Below are 22737 nucleotides of genomic sequence, written 5' to 3' on the forward strand. Positions count from 1 at the left end.
GCCTCGTCGGGGCCGCCGGCCTGCGAGGGGCGCAGTGCGTGCTGCGACGGGTTGTCGTCCGCCACAAGCCCATCCTGCCCCAGATTCGCCGCGACGACGCGGGATTGCGCTCCTCTCGGCGCGGTCGCGGAACGGTCGCGTCCGCCCCGGACTGTGCCGGGGGACCGACCGCCGGGTAGCCTGCCCCAAGGTCCGCCCGCCGGGGCGCCGGGGCGACGGCAGGCCGGCGGGCCGGTCGAGCGGCGCGGCCGGTACCCGAGGGGGCCTCCGGTCGCGCAGAATGGACGAGGGACTACCAAGCCGCGACGGAACAGGCAACACGCCGTGGGCGACAGAAGAACTGGGAGAGAATCGACGCCGTGAGTGCTGCGATGCGAAGCCGTACCCCCGACCGGCTCTGTGCCGAGGCCGTCGAACTCGCCCGCCAGGCGGCCGAGGAGGCTGTCGGAGCGGAGGCCGTCGGCGCGCACCTCGGTGTCCAGGCGGACGCCGACCGCGTCGTCACCCACACCTTCGAGTGCCTGGACGCGGCCTACCGGGGCTGGCACTGGGCGGTCACCGTCGCCCGTGCCCCGCGGGCGAAGAACGTCACCCTGGACGAGGTCGTCCTGCTGCCCGGCTCCGACGCCGTCCTCGCCCCCGAGTGGGTGCCGTGGAGCGAGCGGCTGCGGCCCGGCGACATGGGCCCGGGCGACCTCCTGCCCACCGACGCCGACGACCTGCGGCTGGAGCCCGGCTGGAGCGGCGAGGACGAGCCCGCGCCGAACTCCGTGATCGCGCTGGCCGAGGACGAGGACCTGGTCCTCACCGACCCGCACGTCCAGCCCGCCCCGGCCCGCGCCCGGATCAACGCCGTCGCCGAGGAGCTCGGCCTGGGCCGCAGCCGGGTGCTCTCCCGGCTCGGCATGCACCTGGCCGCCGAGCGCTGGGAGAAGGCCCACGGCCCGCAGTCCCCGATGGCGCAGGCCGCCCCGGCCTCGTGCGGGAGCTGCGGCTTCCTGGTCCCGATCGGCGGCTCGCTCGGGCAGGCCTTCGGCGTGTGCGGCAACGAGTTCGGTCCGGCCGACGGCCAGATCGTCTCCTTCGAGTACGGCTGCGGCGGGCACTCCGAGGCCGCCGTCATCCCGGCCCCGCCGGCGCCGTCCGAGCTGATCCTCGACGAGCTGGTGGTCGAGCCGCTGCAGCTCCACCCGGACCGCGCCTCCGGCTCCGTCGAGCCCGACGGCCCGGCCGAGGAGCTCGGCCACTCCTGAGGTCTGCGTCCCACGGCCCGCCCCGGTGACGAACCGGGGCGGGCCGTGGGCGTTCCGGGCGGTGCTGTCCGCGGGCCGGCGGTGCGCCCGGGCGGTCGGCGCCGCCGGGAACCGGGCGTTCGCACGGCCCCGGCGGGGCCGTGGTCGGGAGCAGTCAGTGGGGCAGGGAAGAATGCCCTACGACGTACAGGGCGGCGGAAGGCGGCAGGTCCAGTGGAACCTCGGATCATCGGCAGCAGCACGGACGAACACCTCGCCGACCCCTTCGGGAGCGCCGCGCTGCGGCGGCGGGTGCTGGACGCCTGGGTCGCCTCGCCGGCCCGGTTCCGGGAGGACGCCAACGCCGAGGAGGAGCTCGCGCTCGGCGGCTACCGCGACCGCCTGGTGGTCGAGTTGGCGCAGAACGCGGCCGACGCGGCGGTCCGCGCCGGACGCGGACCCGGCCGGCTGCGGCTGACCCTCGCCGACGGCGTGCTCGCCGCCGCCAACACCGGCGCCGCGCTGGACGAGGCCGCCGTCGAGTCGCTGTCCACCCTGCGCGCCTCCTCCAAGCGCGGCGAGGAGCCCGCCGTCGGCCGGTTCGGGGTCGGCTTCGCCGCCGTCCTCGCGGTCACCGACGAGCCCGCCGTGCTGAGCGCCACCGGCGGGGTCCGCTGGTCGCTCGGCGAGGCCCGCTCGCTCGCCGAGGCGCAGCCCGCGCTGACCGACGAACTGCGCCGCCGGGACGGCCACGTGCCGCTGCTGCGCCTGCCGTTCGCGGCCGAGGGCCCGGCCCCCGAGGGCTACGACACGGTGGTCGTGCTGCCGCTGCGGGACGCCGCCGCCGAGGACCTGACCCGGCGGCTGCTGGCCGGGATCGACGACGCGCTGCTGCTCACCCTGCCCGGCCTCGCCGAGGTCGTGGTGGAGACCGAGGAGGGCACCCGGACGCTCACCCGGGCCGCCGCCGAGGCCCGCCCCGACGGGGTCACCGAGGTCACCGTCACCGATGACGCGGGCGGCCGGCTGCGGCAGACGGTCTGGCAGACCGCCGGTGCCTCCGGGCGGCTGGCCGGCGAGCTGCTCGTCGACCGGCCCACCGAGGAGCGCGCCCGCCCGTACTGGACGGTGACCTGGGCCGTCCCGGTCGGCGCGGACGGCGCCCCGGAGCGGCCCGCCACCGCCTCGGTGCTGCACGCCCCCACCCCCAGCGACGAGCCGGTCGGCCTGGCCGCGCTGCTGATCGCCTCCTACCCGCTGGACTCCACCCGCCGGCACGTCGCGCCCGGCCCGCTGACCGACTTCCTCACCGAGCGCGCCGCCGACAGCTACGCCGAACTGCTGCGCGCCCGCGGCGCCGACCTCGGCTCGCTGGGCCTCGTCCCCGGGCCGCTCGGCCAGGGCGCGCTGGACAACGCGCTGCGTGCGGCGGTGCTGTCCCGGCTGCCCGACACGCCGTTCCTGCCGCACCCGGCGCCGGTCGAGGAGGGCACGCCCGCGCTGCGGCCCCGGGACGCGACGCTGCTGGAGGGCGCCGACGGCTCGGTGGTCGAGGCGCTCGCGCCGGTCTTCCCCGGGCTGCTGCCGGCCGGGCTGGAGCGCCGCCCCGAGCTGCGGGTGCTGGACGTGCGCCGGGTGCCGCTCGCCGAGGTGGTCGACCAGCTCGGCGGCCTGGACCGTGAGCCCGCCTGGTGGCGCAACCTGTACGCGGCGCTCGGCGGAGCCGACCCGGAGGCGCTCGGCGCGCTGCCCGTACCGCTCGCCGACGGCCGGACGGTGACCGGCCCGCGGCGGGTCCTGCTGCCCTCCGGGGACGCCGACTGGGAGGCCTTCCCGGGCTACCCCGAATCGCTGGCCGGCGCGCTCGCCGCGCTCGACCTGCGCCTCGCCCACCCCGAGGCCTCCCACCCGCTGCTCGCCAAGCTCGGCGCTGGCACCGCCACCCCGGCCGGGGTGCTGGACACCCCCGAGGTGCGGGCCGCCGTCGCCCGCTCCTACGAGGTGGCCGAGGACGACCTGGACACCGCGCTCGAACTCGCCGACGCCGTCCTGGCGCTGGTGAAGGTCGCCGCCCCGGCGCCGGGCGGGCACCCCTGGCTGGCCCGGCTGGCGCTGCTCGACGACGAGGGCGAGCCCGCCCGGGCCGGCGAACTCGTGCTGCCCGGCAGCCCGTTCGCGGCGCTCGCCCGCGAGGAGGACGCCGGCTGGGTGGACGACGAGCTGCTGGAGCGCTGGGGCCCCGAGGTGCTCGCGGCCGTCGGCGTCCTGGCCGACTTCGTGCTGGTACGGGCCGAGGACGTGGTGCTCGACCCGGACGACCTGGAGCGGCTCGACCCCACCGTCCCCGCCGACCGGGCGGCCGGCGGCCACCCCACCGGCCTGCTGGACGAGGCACCGGACGGGCTCGCCGACTGGGCCGAGGACGCGCTGGAGGCGCTGCAGGCCGACGAGGCGGTCGGCGTCCCGCCGGTGGCCGCCGAACTGCTGGCCGTGCGCGACCTCGACCTGGTGGACGACGACGCCTGGCCCGAGGCGCTGGCCGCGCTGGCCCGCCCGCCCTACCGGGACGCCGTGGTCAACCCGGTGCGCACCCTGCTGCCGGACGGCTCGTACGCCGACCTGCCGCCGTACACCGCGTGGTGGCTGCGCGACCACCCGGTGCTGGGCGGCCGCGAGCCCGCCGGGCTGCGCGCCGCCGGGGCCGACCCGCTGCTGCGCGGCCTCTACGACGAGGCCCGCACCACCCTGGACGAGCAGTTCCTGCACGCGCTCGGGGTGCGTACCACGCTGGCCGCGCTGCTCGCCGAGCCGCACGGGCCGGACGAGGTGCTGGACCGGCTGACCGACCCGGCCGCGGCCGTCGGGCACCGCCAACTGCACGGCATCCACAGCGCGCTGGCCCGGGTGGACGTCGAGCGGATCGAGCCGCTCGACGTGGTCCGGGCGCTGCCGCCGCTGGATCCGGCCACCGGGCGCCGGCCCGCCCACACCGTGCTGGTGGACGCCACCGAGGCGGTCGTCGCGGACGCCCCCGACCTGGTCCAGCTGCTGCACCCGTACCCGCTGCTGCCGGTCGCCCCGGCGCTCGCGGCCGACCTCGCCGAGCGGCTGCACGTGTCGCTGGCCAGTGAGGTGGCGGGCGGCCGGGTGCTCTCCGAGGGCGTGCTGCACCGGGTCCCGGCCGTGGTGCGGGAGCTGCTGCCCGGCTGCCCGGTCGCGTACGAGGAGCACGAGGACCTGCTGGTCGTCGGGCCGGACGGCGGCGAGGCCGCGGTGGACTGGCGCTGGGACACCGGGGCGGACGCCCCGGAGCCGCCGTACGACCCGGAGCTGGCCGAGGCCGGCGACGAGGACGACGAGTTCGACGTCCCGCCGGTGCCCGGGCTGCTGCACGCGGCCACCCCGGAGGGCCTCGCGGCCGGGCTCGCCTGGTCGGTCGGCCAGTGGCACCGGCGGTTCGAGGTGCTGGCCGCGCTCAGCGAGCCGGACCGGGCGTACGAGCTGTCGGCGGCGCGGGACTTCGAGGGCTGAGCACCGGGCGTCCAGGGTCGGGCGCGGGGACGTCGAGGGCCGGGCGCGTCGGCCGGGGTCAGCGGAGGCGTGCCCGGAGGCGGCCGTAGACGGTCACGGTGACGGTCAGCCAGACCGCGCCCAGGGTCACCAGGGCCGCCGTCCGCAGCGCGGGCGTCGGCCTGACCGACAGGCCGACGCCCGCCATGGCCAGTGCGGTCAGCCCGACCGCCAGCAGTCCGCCCAGGAAGGCGATGAACGCCTCCAGATCCCCACCCCTGCGCGCCATTCGGCACCCCCTCCCGGGGCCATCATCGGGCCCCGGGGCGGGGGTTGTCACTCATCCGGCGGTACGTGTCCGGCGGTGCGTGCCGGGTGGTGTGCGCCGGGTGGTGCGTGCGCTGCTGTCCCGGCCGGTGGGGGCGGTACCGGCGGGTGCGGCGCGTGTCACTCCATGCCGCGGCGCTTCATGTAGCGCCAGGCGATCTCCAGGGCGATGCCGCAGACCACGGCGACACCGACGCCGATCAGCGGGTCGCGGGTGCCGACCAGCGAGAGCTGGAAGAACTCCTTCAGCGGCGGGACCAGCAGGACCAGCGCGAAAGCGCCGCCCATGGCGCCGATCAGCAGCAGCCGCCACCAGCTGTACGGGCGGGCGACGATGGCGAGCACCCAGATGGCGATCAGGAAGAGCGTCAGGGTGGCCACGCTGGTGTCGGCCTTGAGGTCGGTCGCGTGGTCGGCGCGGGCGAGCGCGTAGGCGACGAAGGTGCCCGTCCCGGCGATGGCCCCGCCGGGGATCGCCAGCCGCAGCACGCGCTTCACGAAGCCGGTGCGGGCCCGCTCGTTGTTGGGGGCGAGGGCCAGGAAGAAGGCCGGCACGCCGATGGTCAGCGTGGACAGCACGGTGGAGTGCCGGGGCAGGAACGGGTACGGCGAGTGGGTGAAGATCACCAGCAGCGCCAGGAGCACCGAGTAGACCGTCTTCACCAGGAACAGCGAGGCGACCCGCTCGATGTTGCCGATCACCCGGCGGCCCTCGGCGACCACCGAGGGCAGCGACGCGAAGGAGTCGTTGAGCAGCACGATCTGGGCGACCGCCTTGGTGGCGTCGGAGCCGGTGCCCATCGCCACGCCGATGTCGGCGTCCTTGAGCGCGAGCACGTCGTTGACGCCGTCGCCGGTCATCGCCACGGTGTGGCCGCGGGACTGGAGCGCCCCGACCAGCTGGCGCTTCTGCTGCGGGGTGACCCGGCCGAAGACGCTGGTCCGGTCGGCGGTGTCGGCGAGCTCCTCGGGGTCGGTGGGCAGCGAGCGGGCGTCCACCGGGTGGTCGGCGCCGGGCAGGCCCAGGTGCGCGGCCACCGCGCCGACCGAGACCGCCGCGTCGCCGGAGATGACCTTGGCCCGGACCCGCTGCCCCTCGAAGTAGCGCAGGGTCTCGGCGGCGTCGCCGCGCAGCCGCTGCTGGAGCACCACCAGCGCGAGCGGGGTGAGGCCGGCCGCCGGGTCGGGGGAGTCCAGCGGGACCGGGGTCCGGCCCAGCAGCAGCACCCGCAGGCCGCGGGCGCCCAGTTCGTCCACCTCGGCCAGGGCCGGGTGCCCGGCGGGCAGCAGCACGTCGGGGGCGCCGAGCAGCCAGCTGGCCTCGACGCCCTGCGGCTCCAGCAGCTGCACGCCGCTCCACTTGCGGGCGGAGGAGAAGGGCATCGCCTCGATCACCCGCCAGCCGTCGTGGCCCGCGGAGGCACCGTCGTCGCCGCGCCCGTACGCGTCGATGACGGCCTGCATGGACGGGTTGGGGCGGGCGTCGGCGCCGGCCATCACGGCGAGCGCGTGCTTGACGGTGTCCGGGTCGACGGCGGCGGGCTCCCCGTTGGAGAGCACCCGCAGGTCGATCACGTCCATGCCGCCCTCGGTGAGGGTGCCGGTCTTGTCGAGGCAGACGGTGTCCACCCGGGCCAGGCCCTCGATCGCCGGGAGCTCCTGGACGAGGCACTGCTTGCGGCCGAGCCGGACCACGCCGATCGCGAAGGCGACGGAGGTCAGCAGCACCAGGCCCTCGGGGACCATCGGGACGATCCCGGCCACCATGCGCCGCACGGCCTCGCGCCAGTCCCGGCCCTCGACGGCCAGCTGGCTGATGATCAGGCCGAGCGCGGTGGGGACCAGCAGGTAGGTGATGAACCGCAGGATGCTGTCGATGCCGCTGCGCAGCTCCGACTTCACCAGGGTGAACTTGCTGGCCTCCTCGGCGAGCTGCGCGGCGTAGGCCTCGCGGCCGACCCTGGTGGCGGTGAACGCGCCCGCGCCGGCCACCACGAAGCTGCCGGACATCACCGGGTCGCCGGGCTGCTTGAGGACGGGGTCGGGCTCGCCGGTGAGCAGCGACTCGTCGATCTCCAGGCCGTCCGCCTCGGTGACCTCGCCGTCCACGATCACCTTGTCGCCGATGCCCAGCAGCACGGTGTCGTCGAGGACGATCTCGGAGACGCCGATCTGCCGGACGGCGCCGTCCCGGCGGACCTGCGGGCGGACCTCGCCGATCAGGGCCAGGCTGTCCAGGGTCTTCTTGGCGCGCAGCTCCTGGATGATGCCGATCGCCGTGTTGGCGACGATGACCAGGCCGAACAGGCCGTCCTGGATCGGGCCGACGACCAGGATGATCCCGAACATCACGCCGATGATCGCGTTGAAGCGGGTGAAGACGTTGGCCCGGACGATCTCCCTGGTGGAGCGGCTGGACCGCACCGGGACGTCGTTGACCTGACCCTTCGTGACCCGTTCGGCCACCTCGGCGGTGGTCAGGCCGCCGCGCCGCCCGGGCAGCAGCCCGAGCGGGTGGGCCCCGTCCGGTCGGTCCCCGTCGGTCGGCTGCTCTTCCGCTGGCTGGGCAGGCTGCGTCATGGCACCGACTCTACGGGCGCCTTATGTCCGATGCGTGCTACTAAAGGACTATTCAGTCCGACCGGGTGGCCGGGTCCTGGCCGCCCTCGTCCGCCGGGCGTGCGGCCGCCTCGGCGGCGCGGCTGCGGGCGATCGCGTCCCGCCGGGAGCGGCAGTACCAGAGGCCGATCAGGCCGAGCAGGCCGCCGGAGAGGCAGATCCACGGCCAGGTGCCGTGGTCGTGCTCGGAGAGGGTGCCCTGGAAGGGGAGCAGGGCGAGGAAGGCGACGAACCAAAGCACCGTGCCACCGCCGACGATGGCGACGTCGTTGGCCTCCAGCGGAGGGGGCGAGGGGTGCAGCGGCATCTTCGGCATGGGCACCAGCGTACGGTGCGGCGGGGTCCGGCCGTCGTCGCGCGGGCCCCGCGCGGGCCGGTCCGGCTCCGGAGCGGCCGCCGGGGGGTGCCCGGGCGTGGCACCGGGTGGCGTCCCGCCGCTGCTCGGGTGGGCTCTACGCGCGAAGATAGCGCGTGTGCGACCGGGAAACCATACTTGAAGGTCTACGCCCGGCCACCGTCGCCCCGGGCGTCAACTCCCCCTCCTCAGCTCCCCCACAGAGGACGCACGCATGCCTGTGGTCCAGCCGGCCACCGAGTCGCCCGAACCCGCCGACGCCGCGCCCGAGCCCCCCACCAGCGCGGTCGACCGCTACTTCCGGATCAGCGAGCGCGGCTCCACCCTGCCGCGCGAGATCCGCGGCGGCGTCGCCACCTTCTTCACCATGGCGTACATCCTGGTGCTGAACCCGATCATCCTGGGTAGCGCCACGGACATGACCGGGGCCCACCTGGACAGCTCCCAGCTGGTCACCGCCACCGCCCTCACCGCCGGTCTCACCACCCTGCTGATGGGCGTGATCGGCAACGTCCCGATCGGCCTGGCCGCGGGCCTGGGCGTCAACACCATCGTGGCGCTCCAGCTCGCCCCCAAGATGACCTGGCCGGACGCCATGGGCATGGTCGTGCTGGCCGGTTTCGCGATCATGCTGCTGGTGGCCACCGGCCTGCGCGAGCGGGTCATGAACGCCGTCCCGCTCGGCCTGCGCAAGGCCATCGCGATCGGTATCGGCCTGTTCATCAGCCTGGTCGGCCTGGTCGACTCCGGCTTCGTCAGCCGCATCCCGGACGCCGCGCACACCACCGTCCCGCTCCAGCTCGGCGGCAACGGGCACCTGCTCGGCTTCCCGGTGCTGGTCTTCGTCGTCGGCCTGGTGCTCACCCTGATCCTGGTGATCCGCAAGGTGCCCGGCGCGATCCTGATCAGCATCGCGGTCGCCACCGCGCTCGCCGTGGTCATCGACAAGGTGGTCGACATCCCGGCCCTCAAGTGGGGCCTCACCGTCCCGGCCTGGCCGGGCAACCCGGTCGCCGCGCCGGACTTCGGGCTGGTCGGCAAGGTCAGCCTGTTCGGCGGCTTCGAGAAGGTCGGCGTGCTGACCGGCGCGCTGTTCGTCTTCACCGTGCTGATGTCGTGCTTCTTCGACGCGATGGGCACCATCCTCGGCGTGGCCGACGAGGCCCACCTGCTGGACGAGAAGGGCGACCTGCCCGGCATCAACAAGATCCTGATGGTCGACGGCATCGCCACCGCGGCCGGCGGCGCCACCTCCTCCTCCGCCAACACCTGCTTCGTCGAGTCCACGGCCGGCGTCGGCGAGGGCGCCCGCACCGGCTTCGCCTCGATCGTCACCGGCCTGCTCTTCGTGGTGGCGCTCTTCCTCACCCCGCTCGCCACCATGGTCCCCGCCCAGGCCGCCACCCCGGCACTGGTCACGGTCGGCTTCCTGATCCTGGCCAACTCGATCAAGGACATCGACTGGGCCGACTACTCGATCGCGATCCCGGCGTTCCTGACGATCGTGATGATGCCGTTCACCTACAGCATCACCAACGGCATCGGCTTCGGCTTCGTCGCCTTCTGCGTGCTGCGCCTGGCCGCCGGCCGCGGCCGCAGCGTGCCGGCCCCGCTGTACGTGGTGGCGGCGGTGTTCGCCTTCTACTACCTGATGCCGGCCTTCGGCCTGCTCTGACGCCCGCGACGGCTTCGTAGACGGCCCGCGGACGGCCCCGCACTCCTCGGTGAGTGCGGGGCCGTTCCGCGTTCTCGGGCGCGCCCTGTTCCGGCGGCGGGTCAGTGGACGCAGAACTCGTTGCCCTCCGGGTCCCGCATGACCACCCAGGAGCCGCCGGGCTCCTCGACCTCCCGCAGGACGGCGGCGCCGAGGGCTTCGAGGCGGGTGACGGTGGCCGCGCGCAGGCCCGGGCCGGGGTGGACGTCGAGGTGCAGGCGGTTCTTGGCCTGCTTGGGCTCGGGGACGGCCTGGAAGAGGATGCGCCGGCCGAGGCCGGTGTCCGAGGCGGGGTCGAACGGGTCCTCGGGGTGGCGGACGGCGGCCAGGGTGCGCCAGGCCGGGCGGCCGTCGACCTCGGTGGTGGCGTCCGGTCCGACGGCGCCGGCCGCGAGCAGGCGGGTGACCAGCGGGCCGTGGTCCTCCGCCGTGTACTCCAGGGCGGCGGCCCAGAAGGCGGCCTGGCGGTGCGGGTCGGCGCAGTCGATGACGAGCTTCCAGTGCAGCGGCATGTAACCGTTTATACCGGTTACCGGATGGTCGAACAATCACCCACGATCGGACAGTGTCAAAAAGGCGCCCGTGTAGGCCAGTTGGCGGCGGGAATACTGGCTGGACGGAGAAGGGGGAGGGGACTCGACCGATGGTGCAACAGGATCCGCCCGGGGGAGTCGAGGCGCGTCTGCTGCCGGAGTTGTTCCGGACGGCGGACAAGGCCTCGCTGGACGGTCAACGCGAGACGCTCCGCTGGTACCGCGGACTGATCGCGATGCTGGTGGTCGCCGCCGTGCTCGGGGCGTTCCCCGACCCGGCGAACAAGGACGACCTGGACGTCTGGCCGCTGTTGTCGGTGGCCGCCTTCCTGATCGCCGGCTACTTCTGGTCCCGGCTGCGGCGCAGCAACCCGCAGGGCCGCTGGTACGAGGCCAGGGCGGCGGCCGAGTCGGTCAAGACGCTGGCCTGGAAGTACACGGTGCGGGCCCGGCCGTTCGACGGCGAGGCGGAGTCCGCAGACGTGGACCGCGGCTACCTGCTCCAGGTCGAGGACGTGATGCGGGCCTTCGAGGACCCGGAGATCGTGCCGCCGGACACCGTCGCCGAGATCACCCCGGAGATGCGCCGGCTGCGCGCCGAGAGCCTGACCGCCCGGCGCACCTTCTACCTGCGCACCCGGGTCGAGGGCCAGCGCACCTGGTACCGCGCCCGGGCCGACGCCTGCGACTCGCAGGCGGTCTCCTGGGGCCTCGGTGTCGCGGTGCTCATCATCCTCGGCGCGGCGGCCGCCATCGCCCAGGCCACCAACGCGCTCCAGGTGCACGTCTTCGGCGCCAGCTCGGCGGCGGCCGCGTCGATCATCGCCTGGACGCAGCTCAAGCAGCTCCGTCCGCTGGCCGCCGCGTACCAACTGGCCGCGCGGGAGCTGGAGAACGTCGGCAACCAGCTCTCCGACCTGGACGTCAAGGCGCCGGACGCCGAGGCGCGCTGGGCCCGGCTGGCCGCCGAGGCGGAGGACGCGGTCTCCCGCGAGCACACCACCTGGCGGGCGCGGCGGGCGTTCCCCCGCTGAGGCGGGCGTTCCCCCGCTGAGGCGGGGGCTCGGCCGGGCGCGGATGCGGGCCGGGGCCGGGGGGTGATGCCCCCCGCCCCGGCCCGCGCCAGTCCAACTCCGGGAAGGGACTGGGGAGATACCGCGACCGCGGGCCACGCCGGGATCACAGGTGTGCGGGGTGCGTGAGGGTAGGGCGCCGAGCCGCCGACCGTAATCATTACGTGTCCATGCCGTGGTTTCATCGCCTCCGCGCGACCCCTGTACCGCCGGAGGCCCCTCTTGCGCATTCTCCTGATCGCCAGTGCGTTCAACAGCCTGACCCAGCGCGTCCACACCGGGCTGCGCGAGCGCGGCCACCAGGTCGCGGTCCAACTCGCCCTGGGCGACGAGCAGATGAGGGCCGGGGTGGCCCGCACCGACCCCGAGCTGATCGTCTGCCCGATGCTCACCAAGGCCGTCCCGGAGGACATCTGGTCCACCCGGACCGTCCTGATCGTGCACCCGGGCCCCACCGGCGACCGCGGCCCCTCCTCGCTCGACTGGGCGATCACCGAAGGGGCGCGGCGCTGGGGCGTCACCGTGCTGCAGGCCGTCGCGGAGATGGACGCCGGGGACATCTGGGCCTCCGTCGAGTTCCCCGTCCCCGACTGCGGCAAGAGCGAGCTCTACCGGGGCGAGGTCGCCGACGCCGCCGCGGAGGCGGTGCTGCTGGCCGTCCAGCGGTACGAGGGCGGGCTGTTCACCCCCGAGCCGCTGGACTACGGGCGGCCGGACGTGCACGGCGAGCCGCGGCCCCTCCTGCGCCAGGAGGCGCGCCGGATCGACTGGCAGCACGACGACACCGCCGCCGTGCTGCGCAAGCTGCGCGCCGCCGACTCCCAGCCCGGCGTGCCGGACGAGCTGTACGGGCGGGACCTCTTCCTGCACGGCGGGCACCCCGAGGACGAACTGCGCGGCCCCGCGGGCACCGTGCTGGCCACCCGGGACGGCGCGATCTGCCGGGCCACCGTCGACGGCGCGGTGTGGATCCCGCAGCTGCGCCCGCGCCGCACCCCCGGCGGGCCGGCCACCTTCAAGCTGCCGGCCGCGACGGTGCTCGCCGACGAGCTGCACCGGGTCCGCGAGGTGCCGGTGAGTCCGGAGGCGGCGGCCGGCCGCGACACCTGGTCGGAGCTGCGCTACCGGGAGGAGGGCGGCGTCGGATACCTCGAATTCGCCCACGCGGGCGGGGCGGTGGGCACCGAGCAGTGCCGCCGGCTGCTCGCCGCCTACCGGGCGGCGGCCGAACGGCCCACCTCGGTGCTGGTGCTCGGCGCGCCCCGGGACTTCTACTCCAACGGGATCCAGCTCAACGTCATCGAGGGCGCGGCCTTCCCGGCGCTGGAGTCCTGGGAGAACATCAACGCGATGGACGACTTCGTCGAGGCCGTCCTGACCACGACGGACAAGGTGACCGTCGCGGCCCTCGCCGGGAACGCGGCGGCCGGCGGGCTGATGGCGGCGCTCGCCGCCGACGAGGTGTGGTGCCGCGACTCGGCGGTGCTCAACCCGCACTACCGCCTGATGGGCCTGTACGGCTCCGAGTACTGGACGTACACCCTGCCGAACCGGGTCGGCGCCGAGGAGGCCGAGCGGCTGACCGCCGAGGCGCTGCCGGTCGGCGCCGAACACGCCCGCCGGATCGGCCTGGTGGACCGTACGGCCGGCGGGGACGCGGCGGAGTTCCGCCGCTGGGTGGCCCGCGAGGCGGCCGCCCTCGCCGCCTCGCCGGAGCTCACCGGGCGGCTGGTGGACAAGAAGCGCCGCCGCGCCGCCGACGAGGAGGCGAAGCCGCTCGCCGCGTACCGGGCGGAGGAGCTGCGGCGGATGCACGCCAACTTCTACCGGGCGGGCGAGCCGTACCACGCGCTGCGGCGGGACTTCGTGCACAAGGTCTGCCCGGTGGCCACGCCGGAGCACCTGACCGGGCTGCTCGGGCGGCCCGCGTAGGGCAGGGCGAGGGTCGGTCGGGCGGGACGTGCGGAGCGGGGCGACGCCCGGCCGGGGTGGGGGGCCCGGCCGGGCGTCCGTTCGGGGTGGCGCCCGGGCTCAGCGCCGGGCGCCGGCTCCGCCCGGCCGCTCCCGGGGCTGCCGCTGCTCCCGGAGCTGCCGCTGCTGCGGGACGCGCGGAGGCCGCGGTGGCAGCGGCGCGGCCGGACCGGCCAGCAGCGGCTGGGTGTCGGGGCGGCTCGGGGAGACGGCGAAGGCCAGTGAGCCGAAGAAGACGTAGCAGCCGAGCCCGACCCCGAGCGGGAAGATGAACTGGAGCGCCATCACGCCGTCCTGGACGGAGCGCGAGAAGTCCACCTGGACCGAGAGCGCCGCCATGCCGGTGTAGTGCATCGCGCAGACCGCCACGCCCATCACCGGGGCGGCCGCCAGCACGGCGAGCGTGCCCCGGATGTTGAGTGCGGCCCAGAGCGCGGCGGTCGCGGCGACCACGGCGATGGCGACCGAGAGCGCCACCGTGCCCCGGTCGTACCCGAGCCGGCCGGGCATGACCATCGCGGCCATGCCGAGGTAGTGCATCGCGGCGACCCCGAGGCCGGTGGTCAGCCCGCCGGCCAGCAGTGCCAGGACGGGACGGCGGCGCCAGTACCCGACGGTGAAGAGCCCGACGCCGACCACGGCGACGGCGACCAGCAGGCTGAGCACGGTCAGTCCGGGCCGGTAGCTGATCTCGACGCCGGTCACCGAGAAGCCGAGCATCGCGATGAAGTGCATGGACCAGATCCCGGCGCCGAGCGAGGTCGACGCGAAGAGCAGCCAGACGACCCGGGTGCGGCCCTGCGAGACGAGTGCCCAGCGGGCGCTGCGCAGGGCGACGAAGGCACCGAGGCAGGCGACGAAGTACGAGACCGCCGGTGTCACCCAGCCGTGGTCGGCATGGTGGATCTCACCCAATTGAGCTCCCTGGACGCGGGGTTGAGGGCGCCAGGGCTCGGGCGGACGCGGTCGGCCGGAGACGGCCGGGAACGGGGCGTGCGGCAACGGGCACGGAAGGGGAAGGGTCCGCCGAGGGGAGACCTGGCGTGTGGTGCCCCTGACAATCGGGGACAGTAACCACTGCCCGGCGGTCGCACAATGTTCGTGCTTTTCGTGAAGTCCCAGGTCAGGATGGACCTTTACGGCGCCTGCATGATCTTGGCACCAACCCCTGACACCGCCTGCGCACGCTCCCCGGACCCGTCCGCGCCTACCGCACCGCCCCGGGCCCGTCCGCGCCCTACTCCAGCGGTGCTAGCCCGAACGGGTGGCCGGCCGGATCGATCAGTACCCGGAGGGTGCGCCCGTGCTGGTACGCGGGCTCGGTCGCGCCGAGCGCCAGCGCCCTCGCCGTGGACTCCTCCAGGTCGTCCACGTAGAAGTCGAGGTGGAAGTGCTTGCTCCCGTCCGGCTGCGTCCACGGCTCCGGCCGGTACCCGGTCACCCGGCCGAAGCCGAGCGGGCTGCCGCTCTCCGGGTTGTCCAGGATCGCGAAGTTCTCGTCCACGTGGCGGGTCTCCCAGCCCAGCAGCTGCCCGTAGAACGCGGCCAGTGCGACCGGGTCGGCGCAGTCGATGGTGACCATGGCGAGCCGGGCGAAGCCGGTGTCGCCCTCCCCGGGCCGCCCGGACTGCGCGGGCGGCTGGGACTGCTCGGCGGCGAGGTCGGACATGTCTGGTCGGCCCTTCTGGGAGTCGGGACCTGGGGCCCACCACCAATATGGCACCGGGCCGATCCTCCGGCGCGGTGGGAATCCGATTTTCTTTAGCGAGGGTAATGACGTAGTCTAAAGAGATGCCCGAGATGTCCGAGCAGGACCTCGCAGCGATCAGTCAGCTGCGGTCGTCCACGATGCGCCTCTCCCGACGACTCAAACACCAGCGGGTGGAGGAGTCGTTGAGTCCCACCGAGATGGGAGTGCTGGGCACCCTCGCCCGGTGCGGGAAGGCGACGCCGGGTGAGCTCGCCCGGAAGGAGCACGTGCAGCCTCCTTCGATGACCAGGATCGTCGCGATGCTGGAGGAGAAGGGTCTGGTGCGGCGGGAGCCGCACCCGGAGGACCGCCGACAGGTGGTCGTCAGCAGCACCGAGCAGGCCGAGACGATCCTCGCGGAGAGTCGTCGGCGCCGAAACGTCTGGCTCGCCGAGCTCGCCCAAGGGCTCGACGAGGAGGAATGGGCCGTCCTCCGGGAGGCCGCGCCCGTGCTCTACAAGCTCGCACACCTCTAGGCACACCGGACCCGGCCTGCCAGCCGGGAGGAGAAGGAGTCCGCATCACCGCAGGACCGCTGACAGACACCAGGAGCGCGACGGCCACCGCCATGGCCGTCGCGCCGCGAGGGGAGACCACCTTGACACCGCCGGCCGCAGCCAGCGCCGCCGCCATCCGTACCGACGACCCGACCAACGACCTAGCCGCGGACAGCGCCGCGGCAGCCGACGGCCAGGCACCCGCCCCCACGGGGCTGCCCGGCAGCGGCGACGACGACCCCGACGAACGCACCGCGGCGGACGACCCCGCCGCTCCCGGCCGAACCCGCTCGGCCCCGTCCCCCACAGGCGCCCGCTTCACGCGGCCCGGGGGGATGTTCTCCTCCCTGCGCGTTCGCAACTACCGCTACTACTTCGCCGGCCAGGTGGTGTCCAACACCGGTACCTGGATGCAGCGGATCGCCCAGGACTGGCTCGTGCTGAGCCTCACCGGCAGCCCGCTCGCGGTCGGCATCACCACCGCGATGCAGTTCCTGCCGATGCTGCTGCTCGGCCTGTTCGGCGGCGTGCTCGCCGACCGGATGCCCAAGCGCCGGCTGCTGATCTACACCCAGGGCGCGATGGGCCTGCTGGCCGCGGGCCTGGCCGTGCTGACCGTCGGCGGTGTGGTGACGCCGTACTACGTGTACGCCTTCGCGCTGCTGCTCGGCCTGGTCACCGTGGTGGACAACCCGACCCGGCAGGCCTTCGTCTCCGAGATGGTCGGGCCCAAGGACCTCGCCAACGCGGTCAGCCTGAACGCCGCCAACTTCCAGACCGCCCGCCTGGTCGGCCCCGCCGTCGCGGGCCTGCTGATCGCCGCGGTCGGCAGCGGCTGGGCCTTCGCCGTCAACGCGGTGTCCTTCGCCGCCGTGATCGGCGGACTGCTCGCGATGCGGGAGAGCGAACTGCGCCCGACCGAGCCGATCGCCCGCCAGAAGGGCCAGCTGCGGGAGGGCCTGCGGTACGTCAAGGAGCGGCCCGAGCTGCTCTGGCCGATGGTGCTGGCCGGGTTCATCGGGACCTTCGGCTTCAACTTCCCGACGCTGCTCTCCGGTTTCGCGTACGACACCTTCAAGGTGGGGGCCGGCCAGTACGGCCTGCTGAACACCGCGATGGCGGTCGGCTCGCTGGCCGGCGCGCTGCTCGCCGCCCGCCGGGGCGTGCCGAGGCTGCGCCGGCTGGTCGGCGCGGCACTGGCCTTCGGAGCGCTGGAGGTGGTCGCCGCGTTCGCGCCCGACTACTGGACCTTCGCGCTGCTGCTGATGCTCATCGGGGTGTTCGGGCTGAGCTTCAACACCTCGGTCAACTCCATGCTGCAGCTGTCCACCGACCCCGAGATGCGCGGCCGGGTGATGGGCCTGCTGGTGCTGGTCTTCACCGGCGGCACGCCGATCGGCGCCCCGGTCGTCGGCTGGGTGACCGCCTCGTACGGGCCCCGGCTCGGCCTGCTGGCCTGCGGACTGGTGTCCGCGCTGGCGGCCGGAACGGTCGGCCTGGTGCTGGCCCGCAGCGCGGACCTGAAGGTGCGCTTCGACCTGCACCCGGGCCGCGGCGGCCGGGTGGTGGCCTTCGTGCCGCGCACCGCCGTGCCGAGCAAGTCGGCGCTGGCGCCCGCCTGCTGACGAGTCATGGGGAAACCCCGGGGGCGCTCCCCGGGGTTTCCCGACGGTGCGTCAGGGCGGCTGTCAGACGCGGATCTCCAGCACCTGGCCGGGCCAGGGGCCGGACGGCTGCTCGACCTCGAAGCCGACGGTCTCGGTGAAGCCGAGCGCCCGGTACCGGCCGACCAGCTTGCGGTCGTTGCCGGCGTAGCAGTCCACCCGCATCAGGCCGATGCCGCGCCGGCGGGTCTCCTCGACCGCGTCGGCTATCAGCGCGGCGCCGATGCCGGAGCCCTTGCGGCTGCGGTCGGTGACCAGCAGGCGGACGTAGAGCTCGCGCTCGTCCACGGTCGGCGGGTACTTCCCGCAGTCCTCGGACAGCACGCAGCAGCCGATCGTCCGGCCGTCCTCGTCCACGGCGAGGCGGACCAGGAAGGGGTCGGCGGTGTACGAGGACACCTGGTCGACCCGGGCCGGGACGCTGCTGAAGGGCTGGTCTCCCCACTGGCCGGTGCGGTTCTCGCCGGTCAGCCAGGAGACGGCGCCGTCGAGCAGGGACAGGATGTCGGGGACGTCCGCGGGACCCCCGTTGCGGATCTTCATGAATGAACGTTCTACCCCAGACGGCCGATCGGGGGAAGCTTGGCCCATGAGACTCTTCGTGGCAGTGCTCCCGCCGGCCTCGGCGCTGGAGGGGCTCGCCGCCGCCGTCGCGCCGCTGCGCGCGTTGCCCGGGGCGGACCGGTTGCGCTGGACCGCCGTCGAGGGCTGGCACCTGACCCTGGCCTTCCTCGGCGAGGTGCCGGCCGAGCGGCTGCCGGGGCTGGAGGCGGGCCTGGCCGCCGTCGCCGGGGCCCACCCGGCGCACCGGCTGCGGATCGCGGGTGCCGGGCGGTTCGGCGACCGGGTGCTCTGGGCCGGAGTGGAGGGCCGGACCCGGGAGCTGCGCCGACTGGCGGAGGCGGTCACCGAGGCGGTCGCCGAGGTGCTCGCCGAGGCCGTCGCGGACAGCGGCGGGGAGAGCGGCGCCGAGAACGGCGGGGACAGCGCCAAGGGGAGCGCCGGCGCGGCCGACGCCTTCGCCTTCCACCCGCACCTCACCCTGGCCCGGGCCGGCTCCCCGCGCGGCCGGCGGCGGGCCCCGGCGGCCGGTCAGGGCGGTCAGGGCGGTCAGGGCGGTCAGGCCGGTCAGGGTGGCCCGGCCGGGCTCGCGGCGGCGCTCGCGGACTACCGGGGGCCGGAGTGGGAGGCCGCCGAGCTGCACCTGGTGCGCAGCGACCTGGACGGCGGCTTCGCCCACTACGAGTCGCTGCGCTCCTGGCCGCTGGCGGGCCGTGGCTGAGGCCTGCCCGGGACCTCCGATCCGGCCGGGCGCGCGGCGGAGGTACGCTCGTTGACCGTGGACCCCAAGACTCGAAACCGCATCGTCTCCGGCACCCTGCTGCTGCTGCTGGTCGTCGTGCTGATCAGCTCACTGGTCGGCCGGTAGGCCCGGAACGGCCGTGAGGGCCACCACCCGGCCGGGTGGTGGCCCTCACGCATGCCTCAGAGGCTGCTCAGAGGCTGCTCAGCGGGTGCTCAGAGCTGCCCGACCACGTAGTCGACGCAGTGGGTGAGCGCCTCGACGTCCGCCGGGTCGATCGCCGGGAACATCGCGATGCGCAGCTGGTTGCGGCCCAGCTTGCGGTACGGCTCGGTGTCCACGATGCCGTTGGCACGCAGTGCCTTCGCGACCGCGGCGGCGTCCACCGACTCGTCGAAGTCGATGGTGCCGACCACCTGGGAGCGCTCGGCCGGGTTCGCCACGAAGGGGGTGGCGAAGGGCGACTTCTCGGCCCAGGTGTACAGCCGGGACGAGGAGTCGGCGGTCCGGGCGACGGCCCAGTCCAGCCCGCCGTTGCCGTTCAGCCACTCCAGCTGGTCGGCCAGCAGGAAGAGCGTGGAGATCGACGGGGTGTTGTACGTCTGGTCCTTCGACGAGTTGTCGATGGCCGTCGGCAGCGAGAAGAACGGCGGGATGTAGCGGCCGGAGGCGGCGATCTCGGCGGCGCGCTCCAGGGCGGCCGGGGAGAAGGTGGCCAGCCACAGGCCGCCCTCGGAGGCGAAGGACTTCTGCGGGGCGAAGTAGTAGACGTCCGTCTCGGTGATGTCCACCGGCAGGCCGCCGGCGCCCGAGGTGGCGTCCACCAGCACCAGCGAGCCCTCGTCGGCGCCGGCCGGGCGCCGGATCGGCATCGCGACGCCGGTCGAGGTCTCGTTGTGGGTGAGCCCGTAGACGTCCACACCGTCCTCGGCGACCGGCAGCGGGTGGGTGCCCGGGGCGGTCTTGATGACGCTCGGCTCGGCCAGCCACGGCGCGGCCTTGACCGAGGAGCCGAACTTCGAGGAGAACTCGCCGAAGTCCAGGTGCTGGGACTTCTCCCGCACCAGGCCGAAGGCGGCGATGTCCCAGAAGGCGGTGGAGCCGCCGTTGCCGAGGACGACCTGGTAGTCCTCGGGCAGCGAGAAGAGGCTGCTCACGCCCTCGCGTACGCGCTTGACCAGGTTCTTCACCGGGGCCTGGCGGTGCGAGGTGCCGAGCAGGGAGGTCTGGGTGGCGGCGAGGGCACTCAGGGCCTCGGGGCGCACCTTGGACGGTCCGCAGCCGAAACGGCCGTCTGCGGGCTTGATGTCAGCGGGGATCTGGATCTGAGCCACGCGCGCAGCCTACCGGCCGGGGGCCGCGCGGGGGTACGGTCGTCCGCCCGCTGAGACTGTGATCTCCGCTGCTCAGAGACGCCGACAGCGGGCCCGGCCGAAGCCGGACCCGCTGGTCAGGGGCACTGTTCGGACGGGCGTCCGGTGCGGTCAGCGGACGACGGCGTCCCAGCCCTCGATCTCCTCGGGGCGGCGCGGGCCGGGGCCGATGTAGCGCGCGGAGGGGCGCACGAGCCGGCCCGTGCGCTTCTGCTCCAGGATGTGCGCCGACCAGCCCGCGGTGCGGGCGCAGGTGAACATCGAGGTGAACATGTGCGCCGGGACCTCGGCGAAGTCGAGCATGATCGCGGCCCAGAACTCGACGTTGGTGGCCAGCACGCGGTCGGGGCGGCGGTTGTGCAGCTCCTCCAGCGCGGCCTTCTCCAGCGCCTCGGCGACCTCGAAGCGCGGCGCGCCGAGCTCCTTGGCGGTGCGGCGCAGCACGCGGGCGCGCGGGTCCTCGGCGCGGTACACGCGGTGGCCGAAGCCCATCAGGCGCTCGCCCTTGTCCAGGGCGTTCTTGACCCAGGCGGTGGCGTCGCCGGTGCGCTCGATCTCCTCGATCATGCCGAGCACGCGGGAGGGGGCGCCGCCGTGCAGCGGGCCGGACATCGCGCCGACCGCGCCGGACAGCGCGGCCGCGACGTCGGCGCCGGTGGAGGCGATGACCCGGGCGGTGAAGGTGGAGGCGTTCATGCCGTGCTCGGCGGCGGAGGTCCAGTAGGCGTCGACGGCCTTGACGTGCTTCGGGTCCGGCTCGCCGCGCCAGCGGATCATGAACCGCTCGACGACCGTCTCGGCCTTGTCGATCTCGCTCTGCGGGACCATCGGCAGGCCCTGGCCGCGGGCGGACTGGGCGACGTAGGAGAGCGCCATCACGGCGGCCCGGGCGAGGTCGTCGCGGGCCTGCTCGGCGGAGATGTCCAGCAGCGGCTTGAGGCCCCAGACCGGGGCGAGCATGGCGAGCGCCGACTGGACGTCGACCCGGATGTCGCCGGAGTGCACCGGGATCGGGAACGGTTCGGCGGCCGGCAGGCCGGGGTTGAACTTGCCGTCCACCAGCAGGCCCCAGACGTGCCCGAAGGAGACGTTTCCGACCAGGTCGTCGATGTCGACACCGCGGTACCGCAGGGCGCCGCCTTCACGGTCGGGTTCGGCGATCTCACTCTCGAACGCGACGACTCCCTCAAGCCCGGGTACGAAATCGGACATGCGACGGCTCCTTCAGTTCTGCGATCGGTGCTCCGCCGTGGTGGGGCGGCGCGCCAGTGACCGAATCGTGGTTGGCACTCGGTGCCAGGGTGACAGGCACGGGGTGCATTGCGCCATACACCACCGTGGTGATGTTTGCCGTGGGCCCGCTTGACTTCCGTCGAGGGTTCGGTCGTGCCCGGGAACGATCCGGCACCAGAACGCCTGGTTCCGGACAATTCCCCGTACGACGGGCGGCCGAGCGGTGGCGAGTCACCATATCTCCCACCGGGGTTTGTCCGGAGGTAGCGGTGCCGGTTGCTTGTCGTACGGGATGATGTCGGCGTGCAGACCCCGGAACGCGCCCAGTCGACGCCCCCGAGCCCCGCCCCCCGGCCCCCGGCCGTCGAGGCCCGCCCCGGCCCGGACCTCACCGTGATGCGCAAGCACTACACCCACGAGGGCCTGGTCGAGGAACAGCTCGCGCCCGAGCCGATCGGCCAGTTCACCCGCTGGTTCCACGAGGCGGACGACGCCGGGGTGGTGGAGGCCAACGCGATGGTGCTCTCCACCGCGGACGCGGACGGGCGGCCCAGCTCGCGCACCGTCCTGCTCAAGGGCTACGACCTGCGCGGCTTCGTGTTCTTCACCAACTACGGCTCCCGCAAGGGCTCCGAGCTCGCCGTCAACCCGTACGCCGGGCTGCTGTTCCCGTGGATCGCGCTGGCCCGCCAGGTGATCGTCCAGGGCCGGGTGGAGAAGGTCGGCCGGGACGAGACCGCCGCGTACTTCCGCACCCGCCCGCACGGCTCCCAGCTGGGCGCCTGGGCCAGCGAGCAGTCCAGCCCGGTCGGCGGGCGCGAGATCCTCGAACAACGCTACGCCGAGCTGGAGCGCCGCTACCCGGAGGGCGAGGGCGTGCCCGTCCCGCCGTTCTGGGGCGGCTACCGGGTGGTCCCGGAGAGCGTCGAGTTCTGGCAGGGCCGCGAGAACCGCCTCCACGACCGGCTCCGCTACCGCGCCGACCAGGCGAGCCCGACGGGCTGGCGGGTGGAGCGGCTCTGCCCGTGAGGGCCGCGCCGTTCCCGGCCGTGAGGGCGGCCCCGTGAGCCGACCGGGTCGGCCCGGGCGTGGCGGTGACGCGGAGCTGATTGCCCGTCACGTCGCGGGTGTACGATGCCCGTCGCGGACCTGGGCCGAAGCGTATCCGGCCGGCGACGCGCTGTGCCGGCACGATCGAGTGAGGGACTGATGGGCGTCACCGGCGCGGAAACCGCCACTGGACTCGGCTCCGACCTGGTCGACGTCGCCGCCCTGCCGCTCGACGCGCTCGACGCCCTGCCCGACACCGTCCTCGGCGACCTGCTGCGCCGGGTGGTCGCGGACGCCCTGACGCCCGGCGCGGAGCCGCTGGCCGCCTTCCAGTCGTCGCTCGGCCGTTAGGGCGTCAGGCCGACGCGGTCGGTCTTCGCCGGCCGGTCGTCGCCCGGCCGGTAGCGCGGCCCGGCGCGCGTGATTCCGTCGGCGCTCCCGCGCCCCGGTCGGCGCGCCTCCGGGCGCCGGAGCGCTCCCGGCTGCGGGCGTGCGCCTGACCACCGGCTAAACCCCCGGTGTCAGCCGAATCC

General features: G+C 74.3%; 19 protein-coding genes. 10 read left to right on the forward strand and 9 right to left on the reverse strand.

Annotated elements, in window-relative coordinates; genetic code table 11:
- Positions 1–371 precede the first annotated feature (371 nt).
- Entirely contained in the window at positions 372–1253 is an 882-nt protein-coding gene (locus ACFQ6N_RS08950; RefSeq protein ID WP_380647906.1) for a DUF3027 domain-containing protein, read from the forward strand.
- Between the two features lie 213 nt (positions 1254–1466).
- On the forward strand, positions 1467–4763 hold the full coding sequence (locus ACFQ6N_RS08955; RefSeq protein ID WP_380647908.1) for a sacsin N-terminal ATP-binding-like domain-containing protein: 3297 nt from the start codon (positions 1467–1469) through the stop codon (positions 4761–4763).
- A 58-nt stretch (positions 4764–4821) separates the two neighbouring features.
- On the opposite strand, the gene ACFQ6N_RS08960 is transcribed toward ACFQ6N_RS08955, so the two are convergent.
- The 3 genes from ACFQ6N_RS08960 to ACFQ6N_RS08970 all read right to left on the reverse strand — a co-directional run bounded on the left by ACFQ6N_RS08960 (position 4822) and on the right by ACFQ6N_RS08970 (position 8004).
- The gene (locus ACFQ6N_RS08960) at positions 4822–5031 is read right to left on the reverse strand and encodes a hypothetical protein (RefSeq protein ID WP_380647910.1); all 210 of its coding nucleotides are present in this window, start codon (positions 5029–5031) and stop codon (positions 4822–4824) included.
- Between the two features lie 158 nt (positions 5032–5189).
- Entirely contained in the window at positions 5190–7649 is a 2460-nt protein-coding gene (locus ACFQ6N_RS08965; protein ID WP_380647911.1) for an HAD-IC family P-type ATPase, read from the reverse strand.
- Between the two features lie 52 nt (positions 7650–7701).
- Positions 7702–8004: a DUF2530 domain-containing protein gene (locus tag ACFQ6N_RS08970; RefSeq protein ID WP_380647913.1), complete on the reverse strand. Its 303-nt coding sequence runs from the start codon at positions 8002–8004 to the stop codon at positions 7702–7704.
- 253 nt (positions 8005–8257) lie between these two features.
- Here ACFQ6N_RS08970 and ACFQ6N_RS08975 point away from each other — a divergent pair, with 253 nt between their 5' ends.
- Positions 8258–9718, forward strand: a complete 1461-nt coding sequence (locus ACFQ6N_RS08975) for an NCS2 family permease (RefSeq protein WP_380647914.1) — start codon at positions 8258–8260, stop codon at positions 9716–9718.
- 101 nt (positions 9719–9819) lie between these two features.
- On the opposite strand, the gene ACFQ6N_RS08980 is transcribed toward ACFQ6N_RS08975, so the two are convergent.
- Complete coding sequence (locus ACFQ6N_RS08980; RefSeq protein ID WP_380647915.1) at positions 9820–10269, reverse strand: VOC family protein; 450 nt, start codon at positions 10267–10269, stop codon at positions 9820–9822.
- A 131-nt stretch (positions 10270–10400) separates the two neighbouring features.
- Here ACFQ6N_RS08980 and ACFQ6N_RS08985 point away from each other — a divergent pair, with 131 nt between their 5' ends.
- Entirely contained in the window at positions 10401–11324 is a 924-nt protein-coding gene (locus ACFQ6N_RS08985; RefSeq protein ID WP_380647916.1) for a DUF4231 domain-containing protein, read from the forward strand.
- 261 nt (positions 11325–11585) lie between these two features.
- Positions 11586–13295 carry an enoyl-CoA hydratase-related protein gene (locus tag ACFQ6N_RS08990; RefSeq protein WP_380647917.1) on the forward strand — a complete coding sequence of 570 codons (1710 nt, stop codon included), beginning with the start codon at positions 11586–11588 and terminating at the stop codon, positions 13293–13295.
- Positions 13296–13394: 99 nt separating this feature from the next.
- Here the strand turns inward: ACFQ6N_RS08990 and ACFQ6N_RS08995 are convergent, their stop codons facing one another.
- Both ACFQ6N_RS08995 and ACFQ6N_RS09000 read right to left on the reverse strand, forming a co-directional pair.
- A complete protein-coding gene (locus tag ACFQ6N_RS08995; protein ID WP_380647920.1) occupies positions 13395–14249 on the reverse strand; it encodes an MHYT domain-containing protein in 855 nt (284 codons plus the stop codon).
- A gap of 322 nt (positions 14250–14571) precedes the next feature.
- Positions 14572–15003 (reverse strand): VOC family protein, encoded by a 432-nt coding sequence (locus tag ACFQ6N_RS09000; RefSeq protein ID WP_380647922.1) that lies wholly within the window; start codon positions 15001–15003, stop codon positions 14572–14574.
- A gap of 122 nt (positions 15004–15125) precedes the next feature.
- Between ACFQ6N_RS09000 and ACFQ6N_RS09005 the strand changes: the two genes are divergently transcribed.
- Together ACFQ6N_RS09005 and ACFQ6N_RS09010 are read left to right on the forward strand one after the other, a co-directional pair.
- Positions 15126–15560 (forward strand): MarR family winged helix-turn-helix transcriptional regulator, encoded by a 435-nt coding sequence (locus ACFQ6N_RS09005; protein WP_030235202.1) that lies wholly within the window; start codon positions 15126–15128, stop codon positions 15558–15560.
- 92 nt (positions 15561–15652) lie between these two features.
- On the forward strand, positions 15653–17206 hold the full coding sequence (locus tag ACFQ6N_RS09010) for an MFS transporter (RefSeq protein WP_380647923.1): 1554 nt from the start codon (positions 15653–15655) through the stop codon (positions 17204–17206).
- A 63-nt stretch (positions 17207–17269) separates the two neighbouring features.
- On the opposite strand, the gene ACFQ6N_RS09015 is transcribed toward ACFQ6N_RS09010, so the two are convergent.
- Positions 17270–17788 (reverse strand): GNAT family N-acetyltransferase, encoded by a 519-nt coding sequence (locus tag ACFQ6N_RS09015; RefSeq protein WP_380647925.1) that lies wholly within the window; start codon positions 17786–17788, stop codon positions 17270–17272.
- 46 nt (positions 17789–17834) lie between these two features.
- Between ACFQ6N_RS09015 and thpR the strand changes: the two genes are divergently transcribed.
- Positions 17835–18527 carry an RNA 2',3'-cyclic phosphodiesterase gene (thpR, locus tag ACFQ6N_RS09020; RefSeq protein ID WP_380647927.1) on the forward strand — a complete coding sequence of 231 codons (693 nt, stop codon included), beginning with the start codon at positions 17835–17837 and terminating at the stop codon, positions 18525–18527.
- Between the two features lie 236 nt (positions 18528–18763).
- Here the strand turns inward: thpR and serC are convergent, their stop codons facing one another.
- Positions 18764–19882, reverse strand: a complete 1119-nt coding sequence (gene serC / locus ACFQ6N_RS09025) for a phosphoserine transaminase (RefSeq protein ID WP_380647929.1) — start codon at positions 19880–19882, stop codon at positions 18764–18766.
- A 150-nt stretch (positions 19883–20032) separates the two neighbouring features.
- Entirely contained in the window at positions 20033–21133 is a 1101-nt protein-coding gene (locus ACFQ6N_RS09030; RefSeq protein ID WP_380647930.1) for a citrate synthase 2, read from the reverse strand.
- A 417-nt stretch (positions 21134–21550) separates the two neighbouring features.
- Here ACFQ6N_RS09030 and pdxH point away from each other — a divergent pair, with 417 nt between their 5' ends.
- Together pdxH and fxsA are read left to right on the forward strand one after the other, a co-directional pair.
- A complete protein-coding gene (gene pdxH, locus ACFQ6N_RS09035) occupies positions 21551–22183 on the forward strand; it encodes a pyridoxamine 5'-phosphate oxidase (protein ID WP_380647984.1) in 633 nt (210 codons plus the stop codon).
- Between the two features lie 180 nt (positions 22184–22363).
- Positions 22364–22555, forward strand: coding sequence for an FxSxx-COOH cyclophane-containing RiPP peptide (gene fxsA / locus ACFQ6N_RS09040; protein WP_380647932.1), 192 nt, complete (start codon positions 22364–22366; stop codon positions 22553–22555).
- The last annotated feature ends 182 nt before the right edge of the window (positions 22556–22737 follow it).

The organism is Kitasatospora sp. NPDC056446, assembly GCF_042796115.1.
Taxonomy (GTDB): domain Bacteria; phylum Actinomycetota; class Actinomycetes; order Streptomycetales; family Streptomycetaceae; genus Kitasatospora.